The sequence below is a fragment of the Tumebacillus algifaecis genome, from assembly GCF_002243515.1.
In the GTDB taxonomy this organism is placed as follows: Bacteria; Bacillota; Bacilli; order Tumebacillales; family Tumebacillaceae; genus Tumebacillus_A; species Tumebacillus_A algifaecis.
On sequence record NZ_CP022657.1, the window covers coordinates 2,721,552 to 2,740,893 of the forward strand.

Genomic DNA, 19,342 nt, shown 5'->3' on the forward strand with positions numbered 1-19,342 from the left:
CCGATTTATTCTAAATTGGCGTCCAGTTCTAGACGTGTATGCAAGCCGATCCGATTGTCGCGATCGAGATCGATCAGCACGGTGTTGTTCGGCATCGTCGTACGGTCATCGAGAACGAGTAGCGTAGGCTCTGAGAGGAACGTATTGATGCCCAGATAAGAATGCGTGCCCAGATAGATGCGCGGTTCCAGCACGACCAGCTGTGCCTCAGAAAAAGCTGGTTTTTCTTCGTCGATGATCTTTTGCAGAATCTTACGTTCTTCTTCACTCTTCACCACTTCCGGCTTGATCAGCACACAGAAGCGGTACGGATCGAGACCGTAGAGCTGCTCCATGTATTCTTTGACCTGCGCTTTTTCGAGCAGGTACTTGTACTGGAAATATTCGACGATGAACGGCTTTTCGCCCGTAAAGACTTCAATCATCTCTTCGAGCCCTTGTCGCGTTCCACGCTTTTTGAACAGCTCTGGACTTTTTTTCATCAGCCTGCGAATCTGTTCTTCACTCCAGCGCTCGTCAACAGCGATGCCAAGCCAGGTTGCCAACCACTTCAACAGATCACCTGACGAGGAATCGACGTCGAAAAAGCGGGACATGTGGTCGATCGTCTCTTCTATCTCATCGAAGAAGGTGCCAAACAAGGACAGATAGCGCTCCAGAAAATCGCGGCTTCCAGAGTCTTGCTGATACACGCCTGGCAGGTAGTCCAGATAGGAGTTGCGCGGGAAGTACACCCGGAGTTTTTTCATCAGCGGCGACTTGCGGTCATTGCCGCTCCACTCGACCTTGAACCAGATATAGCGTCCCTTTGCTCGCAACAAGGCATCTTTCGGATTGACGATTGGGACGGAGTACAGTTGGTCAAGCACCGGCAGTTTCTCTGCAAGCGGAATGTGTTCATCCTGTAGATAATCATCCAGCTGCACGCGTCGGCCGCCAACTATCAACTCTGTTTGGTCGGATGCATAGTAGGAGATGCGCAGTTGCGTTTCATTTGGTAATTCGCTGTCCACCGTGATTTTGTGCCAGACCGTTTCGGTTTCCGTACTATCGAACGCATGGGAGAAGTAGACCCCTTTTAAAGCACCTTGTCTACCCAGCGGCTGTGTCCGGCGCTTCTGTTCGAGCACGGTGATCAAGTTTTCATCTTCGTTCCAGACATACATCTTGCGAGCATAACCGGCCAGCAATTTCATCGCTTGGCCGCGGAAGCCGGTCACTTCATCGACATAGCCACCGTCTTCGTTAAATTGCAAGATAAAGCGATTGTCCTCCCAGGCCTGCTCGATCGGATGGTTATCACCGACATAGAGTGCGCCATGCGGATCGACGCCGATCCCCGACGGTGACCCACCGTACATTTGGATGCGCGAACACTTTTCATACTTGCCGTCCGCATGAAAGGACGTAACCTCTCGCTCCTTGCTGTCGAGGATGAAAAGTTTGCCATCCGGTCCGACCGTGATGTGGAAGCGCTCCTGCAAGTTGTGCAGCCTGCTCGCTTTCTTAATCATCAACGTGTGATGCTGATACAGATGTAGCGGCTGGCCGCCCGAGTTGACTTTTAACACGCCGTAAAACGAGTTGTCGGCCGCCTGAACAACGCCTTCGCGTCGGACTGGATCAAGTGGGAGCAATACGTAGGCATCGCCGTTCCGGTCGGTCGTGATCGCCAGCGGATGGACAGGGATGCCGCTGTATCGGTTCATCCGCCATACCGCTTGCCCCGTTCCCGGCGAGTAGGCGACCAACCGATTGATCCCTTCACTCTCAGCGATCAACAGGTGGCTGCCCACCCTCGTCAGCTTGGCTTGTGGAGAGAACAGACTGTGTCCGGCGCGGAAGATAAGATCGGCATAATGGTTCTCATAATCGTAGAGAAAAACATTGCTAGAGCGGTCAAGCAAGTAAATTTTATCGTTTTCCCCAAGGGCGAAATCGGCAACTCGATCCAAACCTTCGATGCGGTCAAGCCGGATCGTATGATAGAAGCCGTAGCGCTCAGAGCGTTGAATCCGCACGCCCCGCTCCGTGAAGACCAGGTTATGCAGTGCGCCTTTCTCCCAGTCAGCCTGCCGATTTAAGGAGAAAAAGGTCGTGTCAACATACAACGGGAATCACCTCCATTTCACCCGCTTTTTTACACGTCCATTCGGGAAACCAGTTCGATCTGGTGCTGGCCGGAGTAGACCACCCCGTGCGGCGGCAACAAAATGTCTCCGCTCGGGTCTTTGTGTACGCCTCGCCCTTCCGCTTCAAACCAGAGCGTCTGGATATACTCGACGCCCGGCATCTGGTTGATCATCGCGTAAATGTCACCTTTGTAGACCGCACGTCCGAACTCCCAGCCACGGCTGGGGTCCGACTCGTCGAGCACATCGAAATAGTTGTGCAGTACATTTTTGATCCGAGCGGCCAGATCTTTTGTATCGGGATTGACGACCACCACCGTATGCAAAGTGATCTTCACATACTCTGGTGGCACGACGTGAACTTCGGTAGTCAGCAGCCGGTGTTGGTCGAGATGGTTTTGCACCGTGCTCAGGAACCCTTTGCTTGGCATCGGCTTCGGGTCCTCGCTGTATGGCACGACGACGACCGTCACCTGTGCAGGCGCTTGTTGCTGCGGATATTCGCGCAAGCCGACCGTATAGAGCGGCACCGCTTTGACACGGGCGACACGCAAGCCAGGCGTGGCAAGGGCGATGTTTTCAAAATCCTCGCTGGTCACCGCTCGCGTCGGCAACTTCAGCTCACGGCGGATTCTCGCTTTCGCTTCGTCTAGCTTCTCACGCTCCGTACCACCTTTGGCAAAGTCGTGGTTGGTCAAGGTGATCGAAGCAAACAGCTCCGGTTGCGCAAACTCAGTGATCAGGTGCCGCTGCACATTGCCGCGATCGCCGCCCCCCAGTTGCAGTGCGATCAGACGAATGTTGTCATACTCACAGACATCTGGAATCTGCCCGTTTTCGCTGTTGCCAAAATAAATCTCACCGCTGGCCGCATCGAGTACAAAATGACGGTCGTCCGGGCCGGAGTGTTCAAAATCATCGACCCGCGACCAATCCTGCCAGTACCAGTCGCGCCCATCCGCCGAGCGCACCCCGACTTGAAGGCGCAGCGACTCGGGCAAGATCGGCGTGCCGACAAGTTCAAATTGCTGTCCGGGCAATCCATTGCTGCGCCCGATCAACATGTGCTCGCGATACTCTTTTTCATTAGCGATCACACGGATCGTCTGCGAGCCGCGCTGCGGAATCCTCCCGTGATCGCCATTTCCAAATCGCAAGTAGAAGCACTGTTTTTCATCATCGCGGTACAGCACGCAGCATCTGTCGTCCGGGCCGTACTCGTTCAAATCCTCGACCTGTTTCCAGATGCTCCACACTCCCCGCTCCTCAGTCTGCACCTGTACTTCGACCTCGCCATAGTAGGGAAGATACCCGTTGATCACCTCATTTTGAAACATCTCCCCCGTACCGTCGAACGACTGAATGAGGCTTTTTGTGTCGCAATGCACCGCTTGGACGGTGTTCAAGAGAATCTTTTCGATCTTCGGCGGGATTTCATAACCTGGTTCGTCCAGCGTGGCGCAAATCCAATAGCGGTCCTTATCGTTAGCTGGGTGCATCCGCATACCTGCCATCGCTTTCGGCAACGTGAAGCTGATCCGACCGCTTTTGGAGAGCTGCAGTGTTTCATCGCGATCGATGGGCAATGGTAACAAGCGCAGCGGACGACTTTCAACCGACTCGTCGATCGAGGAGAAGCTCCATTTCACTTTTGCGGGCGGAATCAGTTCCTCTTCCCCCTCTGCTAACGGGTTGACCGGAACTTGGTAGTTGTTAAAAAGATTGAAGGTCAAGGTGATCTGCTGTCCGACCGGAAGTTTGCGGTCAAAGGCGATGTAAAGGCGGCTACCCTGCAACGCGCTCGTGCCAAATGCGAAATAACCCACTTTGCTGTTTTCATTAGCCGATGTGTGATCGGTGATCTCCGCCTGCGCGCTGACCAAGATGCGGTCGATCTTCGCCGGAACGAGCAGAAGCGGTTCGGTCGTTTCAAACGGCTCGTTCAAACCGCGCAGTTTGGTGCCCTGCGGCATCCAATAGGAAGTCGTGGCCTGGTCAAAGGACACATCGACATGGGCAGACTTTGCTTCTTGTAGACGAATCCCCAACATCCGCAGAAATTTCAGCTCGTTTTTGGCGGTGACACGGTTGAGATAGTATTGCTGCATCTCCGAGAGGTGTGAAAACAGTTCCACCAGCGTGATTCCAGGGTCGTGGGCGTTTTCGTCCGTCCACTGCGGACTGAGTTTGGGAATCATCTTGCGGGCTTCGGCTACGATCTCATCAAAGAGGCGGTCATCTAAATTTGGCAACGGAAGCATGGGCTCACCACCTTTTTCTTACATGAAATAATGCATTTACAGCAGATCGACTTCAATCTGGTGCTTGCCGTTGATCACAATGCCGTGCTGGATGCGTATCGCTTGGTCCAGCGTCAGTTCGGTGCGGGTACGATCTTCGACTTTGTGCACGGTCAGTGAAAGCTTTTTAACATGGTTGACGCCTTGCACGCCTTTGAGCAACCCGTAAAAGACGGAAGAGTGTATCTGCTGACCGATCTCCCAACCCTTCCCGTCATAGTTTCCATTGTAAGGATCGAGAAAACGATCGAGCTTTTGCACAGCCGATATTTCGGCCGGGACGATCTGATCCATCGACGTGACAACAAGTTGGGCAAAGATCGAAATCTCCAAGTAAACAGGCTCAATCACAGCGATGCGACTGGCCGTGGCGATCGTATTTGCGGAACGCTCTTGCAAGTATTCTTCGACTCGCCGTTTCAACTGCGGGAAAAACGGTCTGCCATTTTCTCCGCCGCTGGCCAGCACGGCCAACGTAATACAGCCGTTCTCCCGCTGCATCTTGGCGTTAAATCCGGGCAAGCATTTGACTTTCGCAATATCGTGGTACGCTTGACGAGCCAGCCACTCATAATCGAGAGCGGTGATCGCACGGTCGCGGTGGCGCACCGTCTGCGGGCCGCGCTGCAAGGTGGTTTTCAGCGGTTCAATGTCGCTTCCGCCCCCTGTCGGCTCGATGTTGACCACCTCTTGCACAAAGGCGATCGACTGTTGCAGCGCATTGATCCTTCCGGCCTCCACATTGCCGCGCTTGCCGGCAATTTTTTTGTAATGCACCATCACCGGTTCCGGACCGTCATTCGGCAACGCTTTGCCATGCACGCCATCTCCGAAGCGAAGCGATCCTGTCGAGCGATCCAAGTGATAATGGCGATCGTTCGACTCGGACTGGTCAAAATGTTCGACAGGGTCGTATTTGACCCACAGTTGTAAAATCATACCCCCCGAATCGCGTATCACTTCGGTTGCTCTAGCCTCATCAGCAAGCAGAGCATCGAGGTCAAGCTCGCTCAGTTTCCCCGTCTCATCCACCCAGACTTCTTCAGAGAAGACAGGAGCGTTCTCCAATTGGAAGCGGACTTCGGTGTCACTTACGCGTATTTTTTTCGGCACTTCACGGCGGATCGTTTGCTGTTGGATCACTTTTGTCGTGTTCGGCTGGATGCCAGCCAAGTACGGACGGTGGTGATGTCCGGTTGTTTTCCGTTCAAATTGCCCATCCCGATTCAGCGCGCGAACCCAGTACAGCTCGCGGGTGAAACGGTTGCTACGGATAAAATCGGACGGCCCGACAAACTGGACCGTGCCGCTGCGAGTGAAACCGAGCGTCTCATCGATCGTTTTTAACGCCACCCACTCCGGTCCCGCTGGGCCATGGCGCAAATACTCCCACTCGATCAGCGGCAGTTCGGACGCAGTGACCGGCTGACCTTTGATCGAGAAGTACATCTGGATCGGGCCTTTGCGCGGCGCTTGGTCGAAACCCATGTAAAACGCGGGATAAGTGGCATCCAGCCTGGCAAAGGGCGCGAACAAGTTACTGCTTTGTGCCAACGTAGCGGTGTGGTCAATCACTTCCATGTTGTTTTCGGTCAAACAGCGTTCGACCGAAAAACCTGCATCCGGGAAGTAGCTGTACCGAAGGCGAACGTTTTCCATTTTGGGCGAAAGGTAAACCGGATTGTTTGTGTACAAATTTTCCACCTGCAAGACGCGGGCTCGAATCCAGCGCGCATCATGACCGTTAACCATCGTTTCGGCCATATCGGTCGGGCAGGTGAACTGCATCACCTTGTCGCTGCCCGCATCATTCGGTCGGTAAAAGATCTCTTCGTATTCCTGATTATGAAAAAGTCGAACCCAGCTGTTGCCATTCCAATATTCCCAGATGACGTGTAGCACCGAAGTCTCGTACACTTGGGGCTTGTCGAAGTCGGTCTCTTTCATGATCATCTTCCAATTGATCTTCTGCTCCTCTTCTGGGAGCAGACGGTGCTGCACCGACTTGAGTTTGAAAGACAACGTGACCACGCTGTCTTTCTTGGAGAACACTTCCTGACTGCCGATATAGAATAAGGCAAACGGAGCGAAGTGCTCACCAAAAGGATAGCAAGCGGCCGGATCGACCTGGATGTCGTTGTAAAAAAGCAATTCGGGCTCAATCCCGCCTGTGCGGTTAGCGTCGAGGTAGTTGGTCTTCACATGGAGCGCATCGATCAAAAGCGGTTGCTTTTGTGGTGAAACTTTCTCTAGCATATGCGGTTTCAGTCTACAGCGTATCCAGCGGTTCTCCACGCCTTGCAGTTCGCGAAGGGCGATCTCGCAGACTTTGTTTTTCGTGAGCAAAAGACGGTTGCCTTTGGCGGTCACTTCATCAAACGGCTCCCAACCGTGGGGGCTGAGATAGGACCATTCCAAAGCGCTCGGATCGGCGAGCTTTTCGCCGTATGTCTTTTCGATATTGCGCGCAGCCGAGCGGAAGAAATCAAGCTCGATCACGGCAGGCTGAGTGGCAATAAACAGATCGCGATGCCCGAGATAGAGGCAGTGCGACTGGAGATTTATCCCGTGCGAAAAGTCGAACAGCCGCGCAGGTTGATCAGGGCTTGGTGTCAAACGCAAGATACAGTCTTGGTCGGTCGAGGTAAGCATCGTCTCGACCAGACGGGCTGGCGTGACGAGCAGCGGAGCAGCCGTTTCGAACGGGATCGCGTCGCCGCCATCGATCGCTTCTGCCAACAGTTCGGTGCCAGCAGGGATTAGGACCGGCTTGGGCGTTCCTTCACTGACCGAAAAGGTGACATATCCGGTCGCCGGACTTGCCGGAAGTTGGGCCAATCCGGTCAGGTTGAGAAAGGCGATCAAATTTTTCATTGGAACGCGGTTTAAGCGCTCCACGTTTTGCAGATACATCTCAGCAAAGATGAAAAACAAAGCTGCACCCGCATCCGGGTCGCTTGGGGAGAATCTCCATTCCGGCGTGTAGTATGGAACCATTTCTCTCATGCGCGTGACTAAATCTTGCAAGGTGCGTTCGTCAATTCTGGGTGGCAGCATGCTCTCCCCTCCCTTCCGCTTGATGCTTATTTGGTACCTTCATGCATATAGAACGGGTAGACCTGGTTGTACAGGTTGTTGGTGGTGCGCACCACGTAGGAGACGCTGATGTGCAGTTTGCCCGCTTCGTTGTCGTCAAGACTGATTTTCACATCGATTTCGTGCACCCGCGGTTCCCATGCGGTGATCGCATCGGAAACGGCCGCCTCCATCAGCGAAATTGTGGTCGGATCGGTCGTTTCAAAAATGTAGTTGTGAATGGCACAGCCAAAATCGGGCCGCATCACCCGCTCGCCTTTTGCCGTCCAGAGGATGATCCGGATCGCTTCGGCGATGTCGTCTTCATGTTCGGACATGGCGATCCGCCCGGTGGTCGGGTCTACTTCGATTGGAAATTTCCAGCCGCGCCCTAAAAAACTTTTGCCCATGGGTTCCATCCTCCTGTTCCCGACTCTTCATCTAGTTGATCTTGACCATCGTGCCTTTGATCGTGACCATCGCGCTCGATTCGAGCGTCAGGTTACCCGTCGCTTTCAGCCCCATCATGCCAGACGATTCCAGATTGACCTGTTTCGATTTCACTTTGATCGATTTGTCGCTATCGATGATGATATCTCCATCCGCCTTCAAGGTGATGGTGGCTTTGGCCCCGCCAGAACTTTTAATCGTGATATTGCCGGAGTCCCCCCGTTGATGACGATCGAATTTTTGCTGTTCCCGTCTGCGATCGTAAGCGTATCCGCCTTATCATCGAGGACCACTTGGTGCTTCTTCGATGTTTTGATCTCGATTTTGCCTTCTTGGCCGTTGTCGTCAAACGTGATTTCATGTCCTGAACGGGTGACGATGCGACGCAGGTTGTTTTTCTCCGCATCGTATTTCGGCGGTAAATCTTTTGGATTCCACAGGGCGCCGATCACATACGGTTCGGCCATATCACCGTTATGAAACGCAACCAGAACTTCGTCGTCTACCTCCGGAACGAATACAGTACCGCGCTCTTTGCCTGCCATCAAACTGGCGATGTAGGCCCATTCGCTGACTTCTTCACCTTCGCGAATGGGGATTTTCAGTTTGACACGCCCGAGATTCTCCGGGTCTTTGTTGTCAGTAACAAGTGCGCGCACCACGCCGTGAATGTAGTTGCGCGCTTCCTGATTGGAAGGAGCTTGTGTCCACGAATAGATCATACTGCATTCCCCGCTACTTCAAATGTGGTGAGATAGCCGTCTCGGCCGATTTTGTGAGTGACGCTGCGCAGGTACATCGGTTGGCTGAATCGTGCGCCAACCCCTGTCAATTTGAGAAAACGTCCGGCGATCAACTCCGGGAGTCCGATCGAATCGCCGTTGCCTGTGATCAATTTCATCGACGCTTCTAACGCTTGGGCGTCGGCGATCGTTTGCAATTCGCTCAGGTCGGCCAAGTTGGTGTGCGTGTATTGCACTTTGTTATTGTCTGCGAATTTGCTGAGCAAGTCCTCTCCGGTCGCTGTGTTCGAGTTGATCGGTTTGATCGGTTTCGATTCTGCTTGCAGCGGCTTTTTCTCCTTTGGGTCGTAACCGTTGACGATAAACTTTTTGATTTGATGGTCAAGTTTCATCGAGGTTGAAAACGAGCGCAGGTTTTTGCCGAAGACGAGGGTGACGATCGGCGTTTTGTTTTGGTACGGCTTGCGGAAATAGACGTCTTTGCCAAGGACGAAAAATTCATAGTAGTCTTCCGCGGCCAGCTTTTTGATGAAATTGTAGTCGTCTTGACCCTGACGGTCGATTTTATTTTTGACTTTGGTGGTCGATTCGATCTTGGAGACGGACAGCGCGTACTTTTGGACGATCTCTTTGACAACGTCGCTGTTCGCTTTTTTCTCCCAAGAGTTGGCCGTTTTCTCGCCTTTGCCTTTCATCATCACGTAGGAATAGTCCATGCCCGTGATCGTCATCGTCGGTGTAGAGCCAGACGGATAGCTATACGAAACGTTTGTGATAATGCCATAGAAAAGCGTCTCCAGTTTATCAACATAGCCCATTTTGATCTCGACCGGTTTGCCGAGCACGAACGTGTCTTGCCAGTCAAATTCGCGAGAGACCCAGTTGTATGCATTGTTGATCGTAAACGAAAAATTGTTCGCTTTGTCGACGCTTTGGGTGACGGAGACGTTCGAAACGGCCGCTCCTTGCTTGACGATATCTTTGCCGCCTATGTCGATCAGAAAGGCGGGAGCGAAGAAGTTGCCATACTTTTTTTCGAGCTGGTCAAATTCGTAGGTCTGGGTGTCGAGCTTGATGGTCGGCGACATGCTTCATCACTCCAATCGCGGTATGGTCAAAGTGCGTCCTGCTTCGAGCTTTTTCGGGTTGTCGATCCCGTTGGCGTTAGCAATTTCCCGCCACTTGCTGGGATCTTCATATTCGTCGTTGGCGATCATCCAGAGTGCGTCCCCTTGACGGAGCAACTTTTGTTTGGTGCGGTCTGCCGATTGGCGCGGGATCTCCTGAAATTGTTCTTTGATCCCCTGAACCGCTTTAAACGTGACGTTTAGAGTAGCGCGGACCGGGTTGCCTTTGTTAGAGAACATGGTGAATTTTTGGGTGAGCTTTTCGATGATGCCTTGAAATTTGAGCGAACCCCAAACGAATTTGACGAGTGGCGGTGCGTGCAAGTCTTTGTCAACGTCGAGCAAGCCCGCGATCTGCCGCGTATAATTGCGGACGTCTGCATTCGCATCTTCGCCATAGCAGTCGAGGAACAGTTCCATCGACAGTGACGGCGTTTGACCGGAGACGAACTGGGCGATCGGCATGGAAAGGCCGGGGACGGTGTGCCAAGCAAATTGGTTGCTGTGGTCGAGCGAGTAGTTGTTGGGGTTGAACAGGACTTTGATCTGTGTGCCTTTTTTACCGCCATTTAATACTTCGATCACTGCTTTGGTTGTCATGTCCGGTTCTTCCTTTCCATGGGTTGATCGCGTTTAGAGACCGCGGAGGGTACGTTCAAATTCGATCCGTTTTTCCAACTCACGATAAAGTTGATCGACCAGTTCGTCCATATCGACGACGGCCAGTGGGTTGGACTTTTGCTGCTGCTCGATCGTTTCTGTCTGGAGTGGTGCTGTCGGAGTCGGCACAAGTTGAGTTGCAGGCTCCTGCGTTGGCGGTTTGAGATATTCCATTGACCCATCCTCACCCGAGTACACGCTACCTCCGCTCGGCTGTTGCGGGTGACGCAGAGTGTAACTTGCTTCCGCCGAGTAAGGTGAGGTGCTCTCATCACGCTGGCTGTCTCTGGTTTGTGGCAAATCGGCATGTTGTAGATGCTGACCGACCGTGATCGGCAAGGTTGTCGCTTGCGTGAAGATGCCCGGTGCATGATGATGGTTCATCTGCAGTGGCGTGATGCTGGCGATTGTACTCTCAGCCAAGCGATGCGTTCGCAACATGCCGCCAGAGTCGAGCGCTGTGCTTGGCAACCGATGTTGATGTTGCTTGGTCAGTTGGTTCGCCGGGCCGATCTGATCGGCGGTGCTCAGTTGGTGTATCCGTTCGGTGACTCGGTTCGCCATGCCGATCTGATCGAGGGTGCTCAGTTGGTGTATCTTCTTGGTGACTCGGTTCGCCGGGCCGATCTGCTCGGCGGTGCTCGGTTGGTGAAGCTGGTTGGTGGCTCGGTTCGCCGGGCCGATCTGATCGAGGGTGCTCAGTTGGTGTATCTGTTTGTTGGCTCGGTTCGCCGGGCCGATCTGATCGAGGGTGATCGGTTGGTGAAAATGTTTAGTGACTCGGTTCGCCGTTCCGATCTGATCGAGGGTGCCCGGTTGGTGTATCTGTTTGTTGGCTCGGTTCGCCATGCCGATCTGATCGAGGTTGCTCGGTTGGTAAAACTGTTGTGTCGATAGGTGCTTCGTGTTGATCAAATCTACTGTCTGTTGTTGGTGGACCTGTTCTGTTAACCGATTCGTGATGTTGATTGATTTCGTGATGCTTTCGTTGGTAATTTGATGAACCGCGTCGAGTGCGGTCGTTGTCAGCAAATTGAGCTGCTGTGCTCGTTGCATCACTTCACGTGCGACAAGTTGATCGATTGCAATAATTTCATCCGGTCCGCCTGGCTTGATTCGCTCAGCGTGAGTAATGTCCGGTGTATGGAAGGCGGTGTCAATTGGTTCCGCCGTGTTCGTCTTTTCGGTGTTCATTGAAGATCTGAAATCTGCTTCTTCATGGAACGTTGTGGTGTTGAGTGTGTGAATCAATTGCGCTGCGTTGATCAGTTCGTTCGGTTCGATCATGTTGAGCAGCGCAGAGACGGTGATTGGCTCGATCGATTGAATCGAGCGAATCTGCTGTGTGATGCCTTGATGTGATGCCTGGTTGGGCATGGTGGTGCTGAGCGCATTAATCAACTGGGTGGCGGTGTTGCTGTCAACTCGCTGGAGTGAGTGAAGCAATTGCGTCGTGTCACTGCCATCAAGCGCGGCCAGCCTGTTGATGAGGTTGGATGCGTTGGTGATGTCTACCTCTTGGAACATGCTCTGGATCAACTCATCTGCATTTTCCACAGCGCTCAGTGCGTGAATCAGACTCGTTGCCTCGGCGATTTCCGACGTGCTGAATTGGTGTGCCGCCAATCGGGTCATGCTGATTTCGGCTACAGGTTGCAACGTGTTGATCAGCTTGATTGCGTTCGTGACTTGGGTCGTGGTTAATCGACCGACGTGGAGGCCGTCGAGATTCACAGCCGTCAGTGTATTGATCAACTCGGACAACACCGTCATGTCTGTGGAAGTGATTCGGTCGATCCACCTGACTGCATCAAGACCGTCCGCTTCAGTAACCTTGCCAATCCAGGTTGACGTCAAGCTTTCAGACGGAGGGGTCAGTGCGGTGAGCAAATCGGATGCACGAATGTCTTCCGGCATGCTCAACATAGCAGGAGCCTCTCTTGTCTGCTCAAAATCTTGCGAAGCAAACCAATTGAACCATTCGGTCGAACCGAATATGTCCCGCGCCGAAAGCACATCGATCAATTCGGTCGTGCTAATTAGCTCCGAGGTTGTCATTGCTCCGAGCTTTTGGCTGGTGTAAACCAATTCCGGAGTCGTCAGTGCACGGAGCAGTTCGGTGGTTTGCACCATGTCAGGTGTTGAGAGCGCACCTAACACTTCAATGGAATGAATCATGTCATGCGCTGTCAGTGAACGGAGCTGATTGGTGGTAAAAATCATGTCCGGTGCGGTCAGCTCGCGGAGCAGTTTGGTGCTATGCACCATGTCCGGTGCGGTCATCGCACTGAGCAGTTCGGTGGTTTGTCTCATCTCCGGTGCTGTCAGCCCACGAAGCAGCTCGGTGGTTTGCCTTACTTCCGGTGCTGTCATTCGATTGATCAACTCGGTGGCTCTAAACACCTCCGGTTCGATCAATCGGTTGAGTGTCATCGTAGTTTCGGACACGTCCACTGTCGATAATTTTGTGAGCAATTCGCGGGTACGAGTTGCTTCCGACGCGGACAGCGTGGAGAACAAATCGGTCGCTCGGCTCACTTCCGAGTTGGTCAGAGTCTGGATCAGATCAATAGCTCCGATCAGGCTGGTGGTGTTGCGAAGTGTATGAATAAGCTGATTCACGCGGGTTACATCGATGGCTTGGAGTGCGTTGATCAGGTTGGTTGCGTTCGTGATCTCGGTATCACGAGGTACAGTCGCTCGAAAGACCTCGCCCGTGCTGTCTGTTCGGTGAAACGAGTGGATCAGTTTGATCGCATTCACAACGTTTGTGTTGTTCAGTTGGCTGATGAAGGCAGCCGTATCGGTAAGATCGGGCGCGGTAAGATCGCTCAACTGTTGCACAGCACCAGTGATCTCTTGTGCTTTCAGTTGATTCAGCAGTTTGGTTGCCTCGGTGTATTCGATCGTGCTGAGTTTGTTCAGCCGTTGTGTCACTTCAGTGAATTCTGCGGTTCGCAATTCGTCGAGCAATTTGCTCACATGAGTTAGTTCTTCAGTACGCACTTCCCGCAACAGCTTGGTCAACTTTGTGACATCTGTCGATTGCATTTCATCGAACAGTCTGACCATGGAAGACACATCTGTAGCCGACTCGTTCTCCACGGCATCGGTAGCAGAGGTCAACTTGGTCGCATACACGATGTCCGTTGCCTCAATCTCATCGACAGCATAGGCTCTGGTGATCGTGTTGATCATTTCAGATACGCTGGTGAGTTCTGCTTTGGACAGCGTGTTGATCACCTTCGTCGCGCTGGTGATATCAGTTGTGCGAAACGTGTTGATCAGTCTGCTCGCCTGACCAAGATCGGTCGTGCGCAATGTTTCGACAAGACGGATCGCGTACGACAGGTCAACGGAGCTTAGATGATCGATCAGTTCGTGTACGTGAGGAAGATTGGTACTGCGTACAGCTTCGAAAAACGATCCCATCAAGGCTGCTTCCGTGGGATCTAGCTGTTGGATCTGTTGGTTGACATGGATCATATCCAACTCGCTCAGCGCTTGTGTTACATCTTGCAACTTGGCAAGATCGGTGGTGCTCAATGTGTTGATCAGGTGATTCACACTGGTCAGGTTCGTTGTGCGAAGACTGTCGATCAACTGATTGAGCTGTGTTACTTCCGTTGTCGCAAGTTTCTGCAACATCTCCTCGACGCCGAGCAGATCGACAGATTGAAGCTGGGCAACAAATTGATTGATCGTTGTGAAGTCGGTCGTGCTAAATTCATGAACCAGTTGGTTCACATGTGATAGATCTGTACTGCTCAGCTCATCGACTTGCTGTATCGCATAGCCAAGATTGGTTGTCCCAAATCGCTGCACCAACTGACTTACGAGTGAAAGGTTTGCATCGCCCATCTTCTCGATCAACTGCGTCAATTGGGTTTGCTCAACGGCACCCGCTTCGTGAAGCAACTGGCTTACGCGTTCAAATTTGGTCACACCAAGCTCATGCACCAACTCACTCACTCGAGTGAGGTTTCGTGTACCAAATTCATGGACCAGCTCGCTCACTTGAACGAGGTTGGTGGCACCATATTCGCTGACCAGCCCACTCACTCGCATGAAGTTCGTCGCACCAAATTCATTGACCAATTTGCTCACTAATACGAGGTTGCTTGCACCCAATTCGTTGACCAAATCGCCCACTTGCACCAAGTTGGTGGTACCAAACTCGTCGATCACCCGACGCACTTGCGCGAGCTCGGTGGTGGTGATCCGATTCTGCAGATCGTTTACTTCACCAGATTCAGCACCAGCAGGATTTTGTAGCCGTCGGCTGTCTTGGGCAAGATCAGATGTGCCAAGCTCCGGCGACACTTGTGTTGCCTGCACCGCTTTGAGCAGCGGGCTCTGTAAATGGTGCTGGATGCTGGCCGACATGGTGCTCTCTGTCGTGACCAGTGATTGTATGGCTCGCGGCAACGTCCGCAACGGCCATGGAAACTCAGCGTCATCGAGCACAACTCGCTTACTCGCTGCCGCTTGCGCAGGTAGGTGCCTGCTTTTGTCCGCCAGTTTGCGCGGTACAGGCATCGGCATCCCGAGCAGGTCAGTGATCATGAGATGTCCCGCCAATTGGCGGTTCAACCGATGTTGGTTGCTAAAATAGGTTGCAAAGGGCCGCACATCCAGCAGATCAGGATGGGACTGCGACACAATCCGCAGCGCCTCCCGCACCGGATGGGCCTGGTACATGTAAGTTGTATCATGAAGCAAGCCAGCGCTTGCCTCATGGTTGCTCTCCTCTTTCATAACCGCTCGGTACTTGACCATCTGCTGACTTAGCTCAACATACGGCTGCAACACTTGCACGTGACGGCTCAGGTGCGTAGAAAAGCTTCGCAACACCTGATCGCCTCGCGAAGGTTCTAACTGCGTGCGGTCAAGTCGCGTTTGAAGCGTCTGATGATGCTCCAAAAGCGTCCGTAGCATCTCTCTCACCGTGCGCACAGTTCCATCCTCGAAAGCACTGCGCTCTGCTTGATCGAGGGCTACGGTCAACTGCCCTGTCTGAGACAGTGCGGTCATGCGTTGTGCCGCTTGGACAGGCGCTTGTGCCAACAGGGTTTTCAGTCGCTGGCGCACTGATAATAAAGGGAATGCATTGTCTTTCTTGTCTGTGTAAAAAATTTGAATCGGCGTCCGAATCCCCCCGGTCACCATGTTGGTAACCGAGTGTTTCAACACCTTCATTTCGTTTCGAACTTGCGTGGCAAATGCTCCCTTGCCCAGGGTCTCAACCGTATGCGTCGTCGCCTTGCTTTCGCGCTGCAGCATTTCGATCTGCCCGCGCAGCTGTGCCAGCAGTTCGGCCATTTCCGGACTGCCCTCTTCCGCTTCCAACAGCTCAAGTTCCCGAAACACCAGTCGTAAAAAGCCCAAGTAATCATCATGGGAAAATCCATATTTCCCAAGAATCCCTTGTGCAAAATCAGCGTTCAACAAGCTGCTAGAAGTGGTTTGCAGTTCAAACGGTTGAAGCACGTTCATCGCTGTCACTTTCCTTTGATAAACTTGATTCCCTGATGCACAAGTTCGATCGTCTCGATCGCCAAATTGCTCTGTGTTGCATTCAGATCAGGCCCCGACCATTTGACCGGGTACGCATTGACAAACGTCCAGCGGCATAACTCGTGATCCTTTTTGTCATACATGATCACCGCACCGCTTTTTTTCTGAATCTTGCCGTCTCTCGTGTTGAGAAACCATTTCCAAAGCTCGTCCCCGTTACTCACCCCGCGCTTCAATACGAGCGCCGGGTACTTCGTATGTTTCGGAAAACGGTGGACAAAAATGTTCACGCCGCCTTCCTGGTACTCTTCATACTCAATCTCTGCCTGCAAGCCGGTCACTTCGCTGAACCCGGCCACCTGGATCCCGTCCAGTTCCACTTTGAACCGAAAGCCGGCGACAACATTGCGCGGTTTGATCTGGGCCATTCGAAGTCACCTCATGTCCTTAAAACTCGCCAAATATATCAAACGGGTTATCGCTTGGCTTCTCCCCGTTCAGATTGCGGTTGATCCGCGAGATTTCATCACACCATCTGCGGCGCTCCTTGTGCTCCATCGACATGATCTCGTCATGCGACCAGTGGAAATAGTAAGCGATAAATCCTACTTCCTCATAAATCTTGTCGACGGGATATAAGGTTATGCTCCGCTCGTTCCCGGAAGAAAAGCCATGTCAACGTCAAACTCATGATCGCATTTGGGGCAAGCTGTCTTCACCTGTACACCATCTCCTTCATTAATCTGACGGTAGAAGTTTTGCAAAAACGCCAGATCGGCCGTAAAAAACCGCTCAACTGTGCGCGTGTCGATCATGTTCAAATCACCAAGACGCGTGATCACCCGCGACAGCAAAATGATCGAGAGATAACCCGGATTCGACTGAACTCGCGGATCGCGCATCGGGAGAATCTCATCGGCTGCCGTCGCCAAACGCATGACACCGCGCTTGTGCAACGTGCCTTCTTCGTCTACATACCCTTTAGGAAGAATAAATTCATATTCGGTCTGAAATGCCATTGCAAGTTCCTCCTCCATCATGCGGATAAATAGTAGGGAAAACAAGAGGACAAAAACGCCCTCTTGTTTTCCAAAAAATTACTTCGTACGTTTCATGCCTTCATGCGCGATTTCAAGCGATTCGATCGTCACTTCGGACGCGGTCGCGTTGAGATCCGGGCCGCTGTACTTCATCGGCCAAGCATTGATGATTTGGAATGCAGCTGCCTCGGCGCCTGTCTCATCCATCACGGTAATCGTGATCGACTTGCGCACGATCTCGCCTTTTTCGATGTACTGGAAGATCCAGTTGAACAGTTCCATGTTATCGGTCATACCGCGTTTGAGCGTGATGTTGCCATACTTGGTCAGGCCCGGCAATTTGCGCGGGGTCGTGACTTCGGTGCCTTCACGGTACTCGACAACATCGACAGATGCATCGTAGCCGGACACTTCGCTGAAGCCCGCCGAAACGATGCCGTCATATTCCACTTTAAATCTAAACTTGCGGTATGGATCTTTACGGTCAGACATACCTTTACCCCTTTCCTATGAAAATCGCGAATTAATTGTCGCTCGTTTTTTGCGTGAAGCGGAAGATGACAAATTCGGCAGGTTTGACCGGCGCGATACCGATCTCACAGATCAAACGGCCATTGTCGATGTCATCTTGTGTCATCGTCGTGCGCCCAATGTTGATATAGAAACCTTCGCCCGGGCTTGCCCCGACCAGAGCGCCGGTGCGCCATACGCCGGTCAAGAACACGTCCATCGTGCGTTGAACGCGTGCCCAGAGCGGCTCATCGTTCGGTTCGAATACCACCCAGTTTGTGCCGCGCAGCGTCGATTGCTCAACAAAGATGAACAGACGGCGCACGTTGACATATTTCCACAGGCCGTTGCTGGACAGGGTGCGTGCACCCCAAACGCGGATCCCTTGGCCGGTGAAAGAGCGGATCAGGTTGACGCCGATCGGGTTGAGCGACGCTTGCTCCGCGTTGTTGTACTGGCAGTACAAGCCGGTGCAGTTGCGCACCACTTCGTTCGCCGGTGCTTTGTGCACACCGCGGGTCGTGTCGGAGCGGGAGTAGATGCCCACGATCGAACCGGACGGCGGGATGTAGTTGCTGCGTTTCTCCAGCGGGTCGAATACTTGCAGCCACGGACCGTACAGCGCCGCGTAGGAGCTGTCGAAGTAGTTGCGGTGCTCGGCAACTTTGTCCACTTTGGTCGTCTCTTTCGGAAGATCGAGGACGGCGAAGCGGCTCTTCAGGTTTTCACAGTGCGCAACCAGGTTCAATTGCACGTTCGGATCGGTCACGCCAGGAATTGCCAAAATCGCAACTTCGTCGTTATCCACAAACGCTTCCAAACCGGTACGTCTGCCCGGGCCATCGTCCACGCCATTAAAGTCGGATGCGATCATCGCACGCGGATTGCCGTCAGTGCCTTGAGTCAGCACGATGTCGAACGTCTTACCGTCATCCACACGACCTGCGATGATCTGGAACGGAGTTTGTACTTCCTCCGCTTCCGAATGGGTGCGATACAAGTCGGTCACCGAGATGATGTTCGACTTGCCGAGCACGTTGACGACATAGTACGGGCTTTCGATGTTGAAGGAGAGGTTTTCAAACTTCTCCGCCTCATCGCCGTAGGACGCTTCCAACGAGAACTCGCAGGTTTGGATCGTCTTTTTCGGGATCAGGTCGTTATCGACCACTGCGCCATCCAGGGGATTAGCAAGTGTGATCACGCCGTCTTTTGCAAAGACGATTTTGTTGTACTGCTTGTTGCCTTCTGCGTCGGTGAACACCACCACATCACCTGCGAAGAAACCGTCAGCACTTTTCAGTTTGTACTTCGGCTCTGCATCTTCAACGATCGCGGTGATTTGGGTTTTCGCCTTGTTGTTGTTGCCGATGACCACGCGGACTTGGTTGCCCCATGCCCCTTGGTTCTTCGCATCGACTTGCAGGTTCAAGGTATCCTTGTTCTCCTCGGTGAGGTTGCTTGCAGCCACAGCATCGGACGGCACAACGCGCGTCACGAAGCAACGGCCACCGCCGTTCAGGAAAAAGTGCTCGACTGCGTACGCCAAGTAACGGTATTCACCGTATTGGTTTTCGGACAGGTAGCTCCCGTAGATGCGGCGGAAATCGTTAAAGCTGGTGACCAGTTGCGGCACCCCTACAGTCGGTCCGCGTTGTGCGCAACCGATGAATCCTGCGGTGCTGGTGCTGACGCCTTCCATCGGCACTGAGCCGCTGTCAAACTCTTCTACATATACTCCAGGCGTTTTGTACTCTGGCATCTATGCCCTTCCTCTCTGTTTGGATT

At 52.9% G+C, this 19,342-nt stretch carries 14 protein-coding genes; all 14 read right to left on the reverse strand.

All coding sequences use genetic code 11. From position 1 onward, the window contains the following. Positions 1–5 precede the first annotated feature (5 nt). Complete coding sequence (locus CIG75_RS11195) at positions 6–2,111, reverse strand: phage tail protein (protein ID WP_094236732.1); 2,106 nt, start codon at positions 2,109–2,111, stop codon at positions 6–8. A gap of 29 nt (positions 2,112–2,140) precedes the next feature. Continuing rightward, entirely contained in the window at positions 2,141–4,393 is a 2,253-nt protein-coding gene (locus tag CIG75_RS11200; protein ID WP_094236733.1) for a putative baseplate assembly protein, read from the reverse strand. 36 nt (positions 4,394–4,429) lie between these two features. After that, positions 4,430–7,489: a baseplate J/gp47 family protein gene (locus tag CIG75_RS11205; protein WP_094236734.1), complete on the reverse strand. Its 3,060-nt coding sequence runs from the start codon at positions 7,487–7,489 to the stop codon at positions 4,430–4,432. Positions 7,490–7,515: 26 nt separating this feature from the next. Then, a complete protein-coding gene (locus CIG75_RS11210) occupies positions 7,516–7,917 on the reverse strand; it encodes a GPW/gp25 family protein (RefSeq protein WP_094236735.1) in 402 nt (133 codons plus the stop codon). A 31-nt stretch (positions 7,918–7,948) separates the two neighbouring features. Continuing rightward, entirely contained in the window at positions 7,949–8,119 is a 171-nt protein-coding gene (locus CIG75_RS20735; RefSeq protein WP_157729517.1) for a hypothetical protein, read from the reverse strand. Then, positions 8,116–8,679 (reverse strand): phage baseplate assembly protein V, encoded by a 564-nt coding sequence (locus CIG75_RS11215; RefSeq protein ID WP_094236736.1) that lies wholly within the window; start codon positions 8,677–8,679, stop codon positions 8,116–8,118. The genes CIG75_RS20735 and CIG75_RS11215 overlap by 4 nt, the downstream gene beginning before the upstream one ends. Continuing rightward, positions 8,676–9,788 carry a phage late control D family protein gene (locus tag CIG75_RS11220; RefSeq protein ID WP_094236737.1) on the reverse strand — a complete coding sequence of 371 codons (1,113 nt, stop codon included), beginning with the start codon at positions 9,786–9,788 and terminating at the stop codon, positions 8,676–8,678. The genes CIG75_RS11215 and CIG75_RS11220 overlap by 4 nt, the downstream gene beginning before the upstream one ends. 6 nt (positions 9,789–9,794) lie before the next feature. After that, the gene (locus tag CIG75_RS11225) at positions 9,795–10,427 is read right to left on the reverse strand and encodes a CIS tube protein (RefSeq protein WP_094236738.1); all 633 of its coding nucleotides are present in this window, start codon (positions 10,425–10,427) and stop codon (positions 9,795–9,797) included. 33 nt (positions 10,428–10,460) lie between these two features. Beyond that, a complete protein-coding gene (locus CIG75_RS11230) occupies positions 10,461–15,983 on the reverse strand; it encodes a hypothetical protein (protein ID WP_094236739.1) in 5,523 nt (1,840 codons plus the stop codon). A 5-nt stretch (positions 15,984–15,988) separates the two neighbouring features. Then, on the reverse strand, positions 15,989–16,432 hold the full coding sequence (locus tag CIG75_RS11235) for a phage tail protein (protein WP_094236740.1): 444 nt from the start codon (positions 16,430–16,432) through the stop codon (positions 15,989–15,991). A gap of 19 nt (positions 16,433–16,451) precedes the next feature. Further along, entirely contained in the window at positions 16,452–16,649 is a 198-nt protein-coding gene (locus tag CIG75_RS21535; protein ID WP_094236741.1) for a DUF6760 family protein, read from the reverse strand. After that, positions 16,646–17,023 (reverse strand): hypothetical protein, encoded by a 378-nt coding sequence (locus CIG75_RS11245; protein WP_094236742.1) that lies wholly within the window; start codon positions 17,021–17,023, stop codon positions 16,646–16,648. Before CIG75_RS11245 ends, CIG75_RS21535 begins: the two co-directional genes overlap by 4 nt. Positions 17,024–17,101: 78 nt before the next feature. Continuing rightward, a complete protein-coding gene (locus CIG75_RS11250; RefSeq protein ID WP_094236743.1) occupies positions 17,102–17,536 on the reverse strand; it encodes a phage tail protein in 435 nt (144 codons plus the stop codon). 31 nt (positions 17,537–17,567) lie between these two features. Then, on the reverse strand, positions 17,568–19,316 hold the full coding sequence (locus CIG75_RS11255; protein ID WP_094236744.1) for a phage tail sheath family protein: 1,749 nt from the start codon (positions 19,314–19,316) through the stop codon (positions 17,568–17,570). Positions 19,317–19,342: the final 26 nt, after the last annotated feature.

Excerpts from the sequence above, each read along its gene's own strand:
- CIG75_RS11220 (WP_094236737.1), bottom strand. The coding sequence starts at position 9,788 with ATGTCGCCGACCATCAAGCTCGACACCCAGACCTACGAATTTGACCAG.
- CIG75_RS11215 (WP_094236736.1), bottom strand. The coding sequence starts at position 8,679 with ATGATCTATTCGTGGACACAAGCTCCTTCCAATCAGGAAGCGCGCAAC.
- CIG75_RS11255 (WP_094236744.1), bottom strand. The coding sequence starts at position 19,316 with ATGCCAGAGTACAAAACGCCTGGAGTATATGTAGAAGAGTTTGACAGC.
- CIG75_RS11245 (WP_094236742.1), bottom strand. The coding sequence starts at position 17,023 with ATGGCATTTCAGACCGAATATGAATTTATTCTTCCTAAAGGGTATGTA.
- CIG75_RS11250 (WP_094236743.1), bottom strand. The coding sequence starts at position 17,536 with ATGTCTGACCGTAAAGATCCATACCGCAAGTTTAGATTTAAAGTGGAA.
- CIG75_RS11200 (WP_094236733.1), bottom strand. The coding sequence starts at position 4,393 with ATGCTTCCGTTGCCAAATTTAGATGACCGCCTCTTTGATGAGATCGTA.
- CIG75_RS11235 (WP_094236740.1), bottom strand. The coding sequence starts at position 16,432 with ATGGCCCAGATCAAACCGCGCAATGTTGTCGCCGGCTTTCGGTTCAAA.
- CIG75_RS11230 (WP_094236739.1), bottom strand. The coding sequence starts at position 15,983 with ATGAACGTGCTTCAACCGTTTGAACTGCAAACCACTTCTAGCAGCTTG.
- CIG75_RS11225 (WP_094236738.1), bottom strand. The coding sequence starts at position 10,427 with ATGACAACCAAAGCAGTGATCGAAGTATTAAATGGCGGTAAAAAAGGC.
- CIG75_RS11210 (WP_094236735.1), bottom strand. The coding sequence starts at position 7,917 with ATGGGCAAAAGTTTTTTAGGGCGCGGCTGGAAATTTCCAATCGAAGTA.
- CIG75_RS11205 (WP_094236734.1), bottom strand. The coding sequence starts at position 7,489 with ATGCTGCCACCCAGAATTGACGAACGCACCTTGCAAGATTTAGTCACG.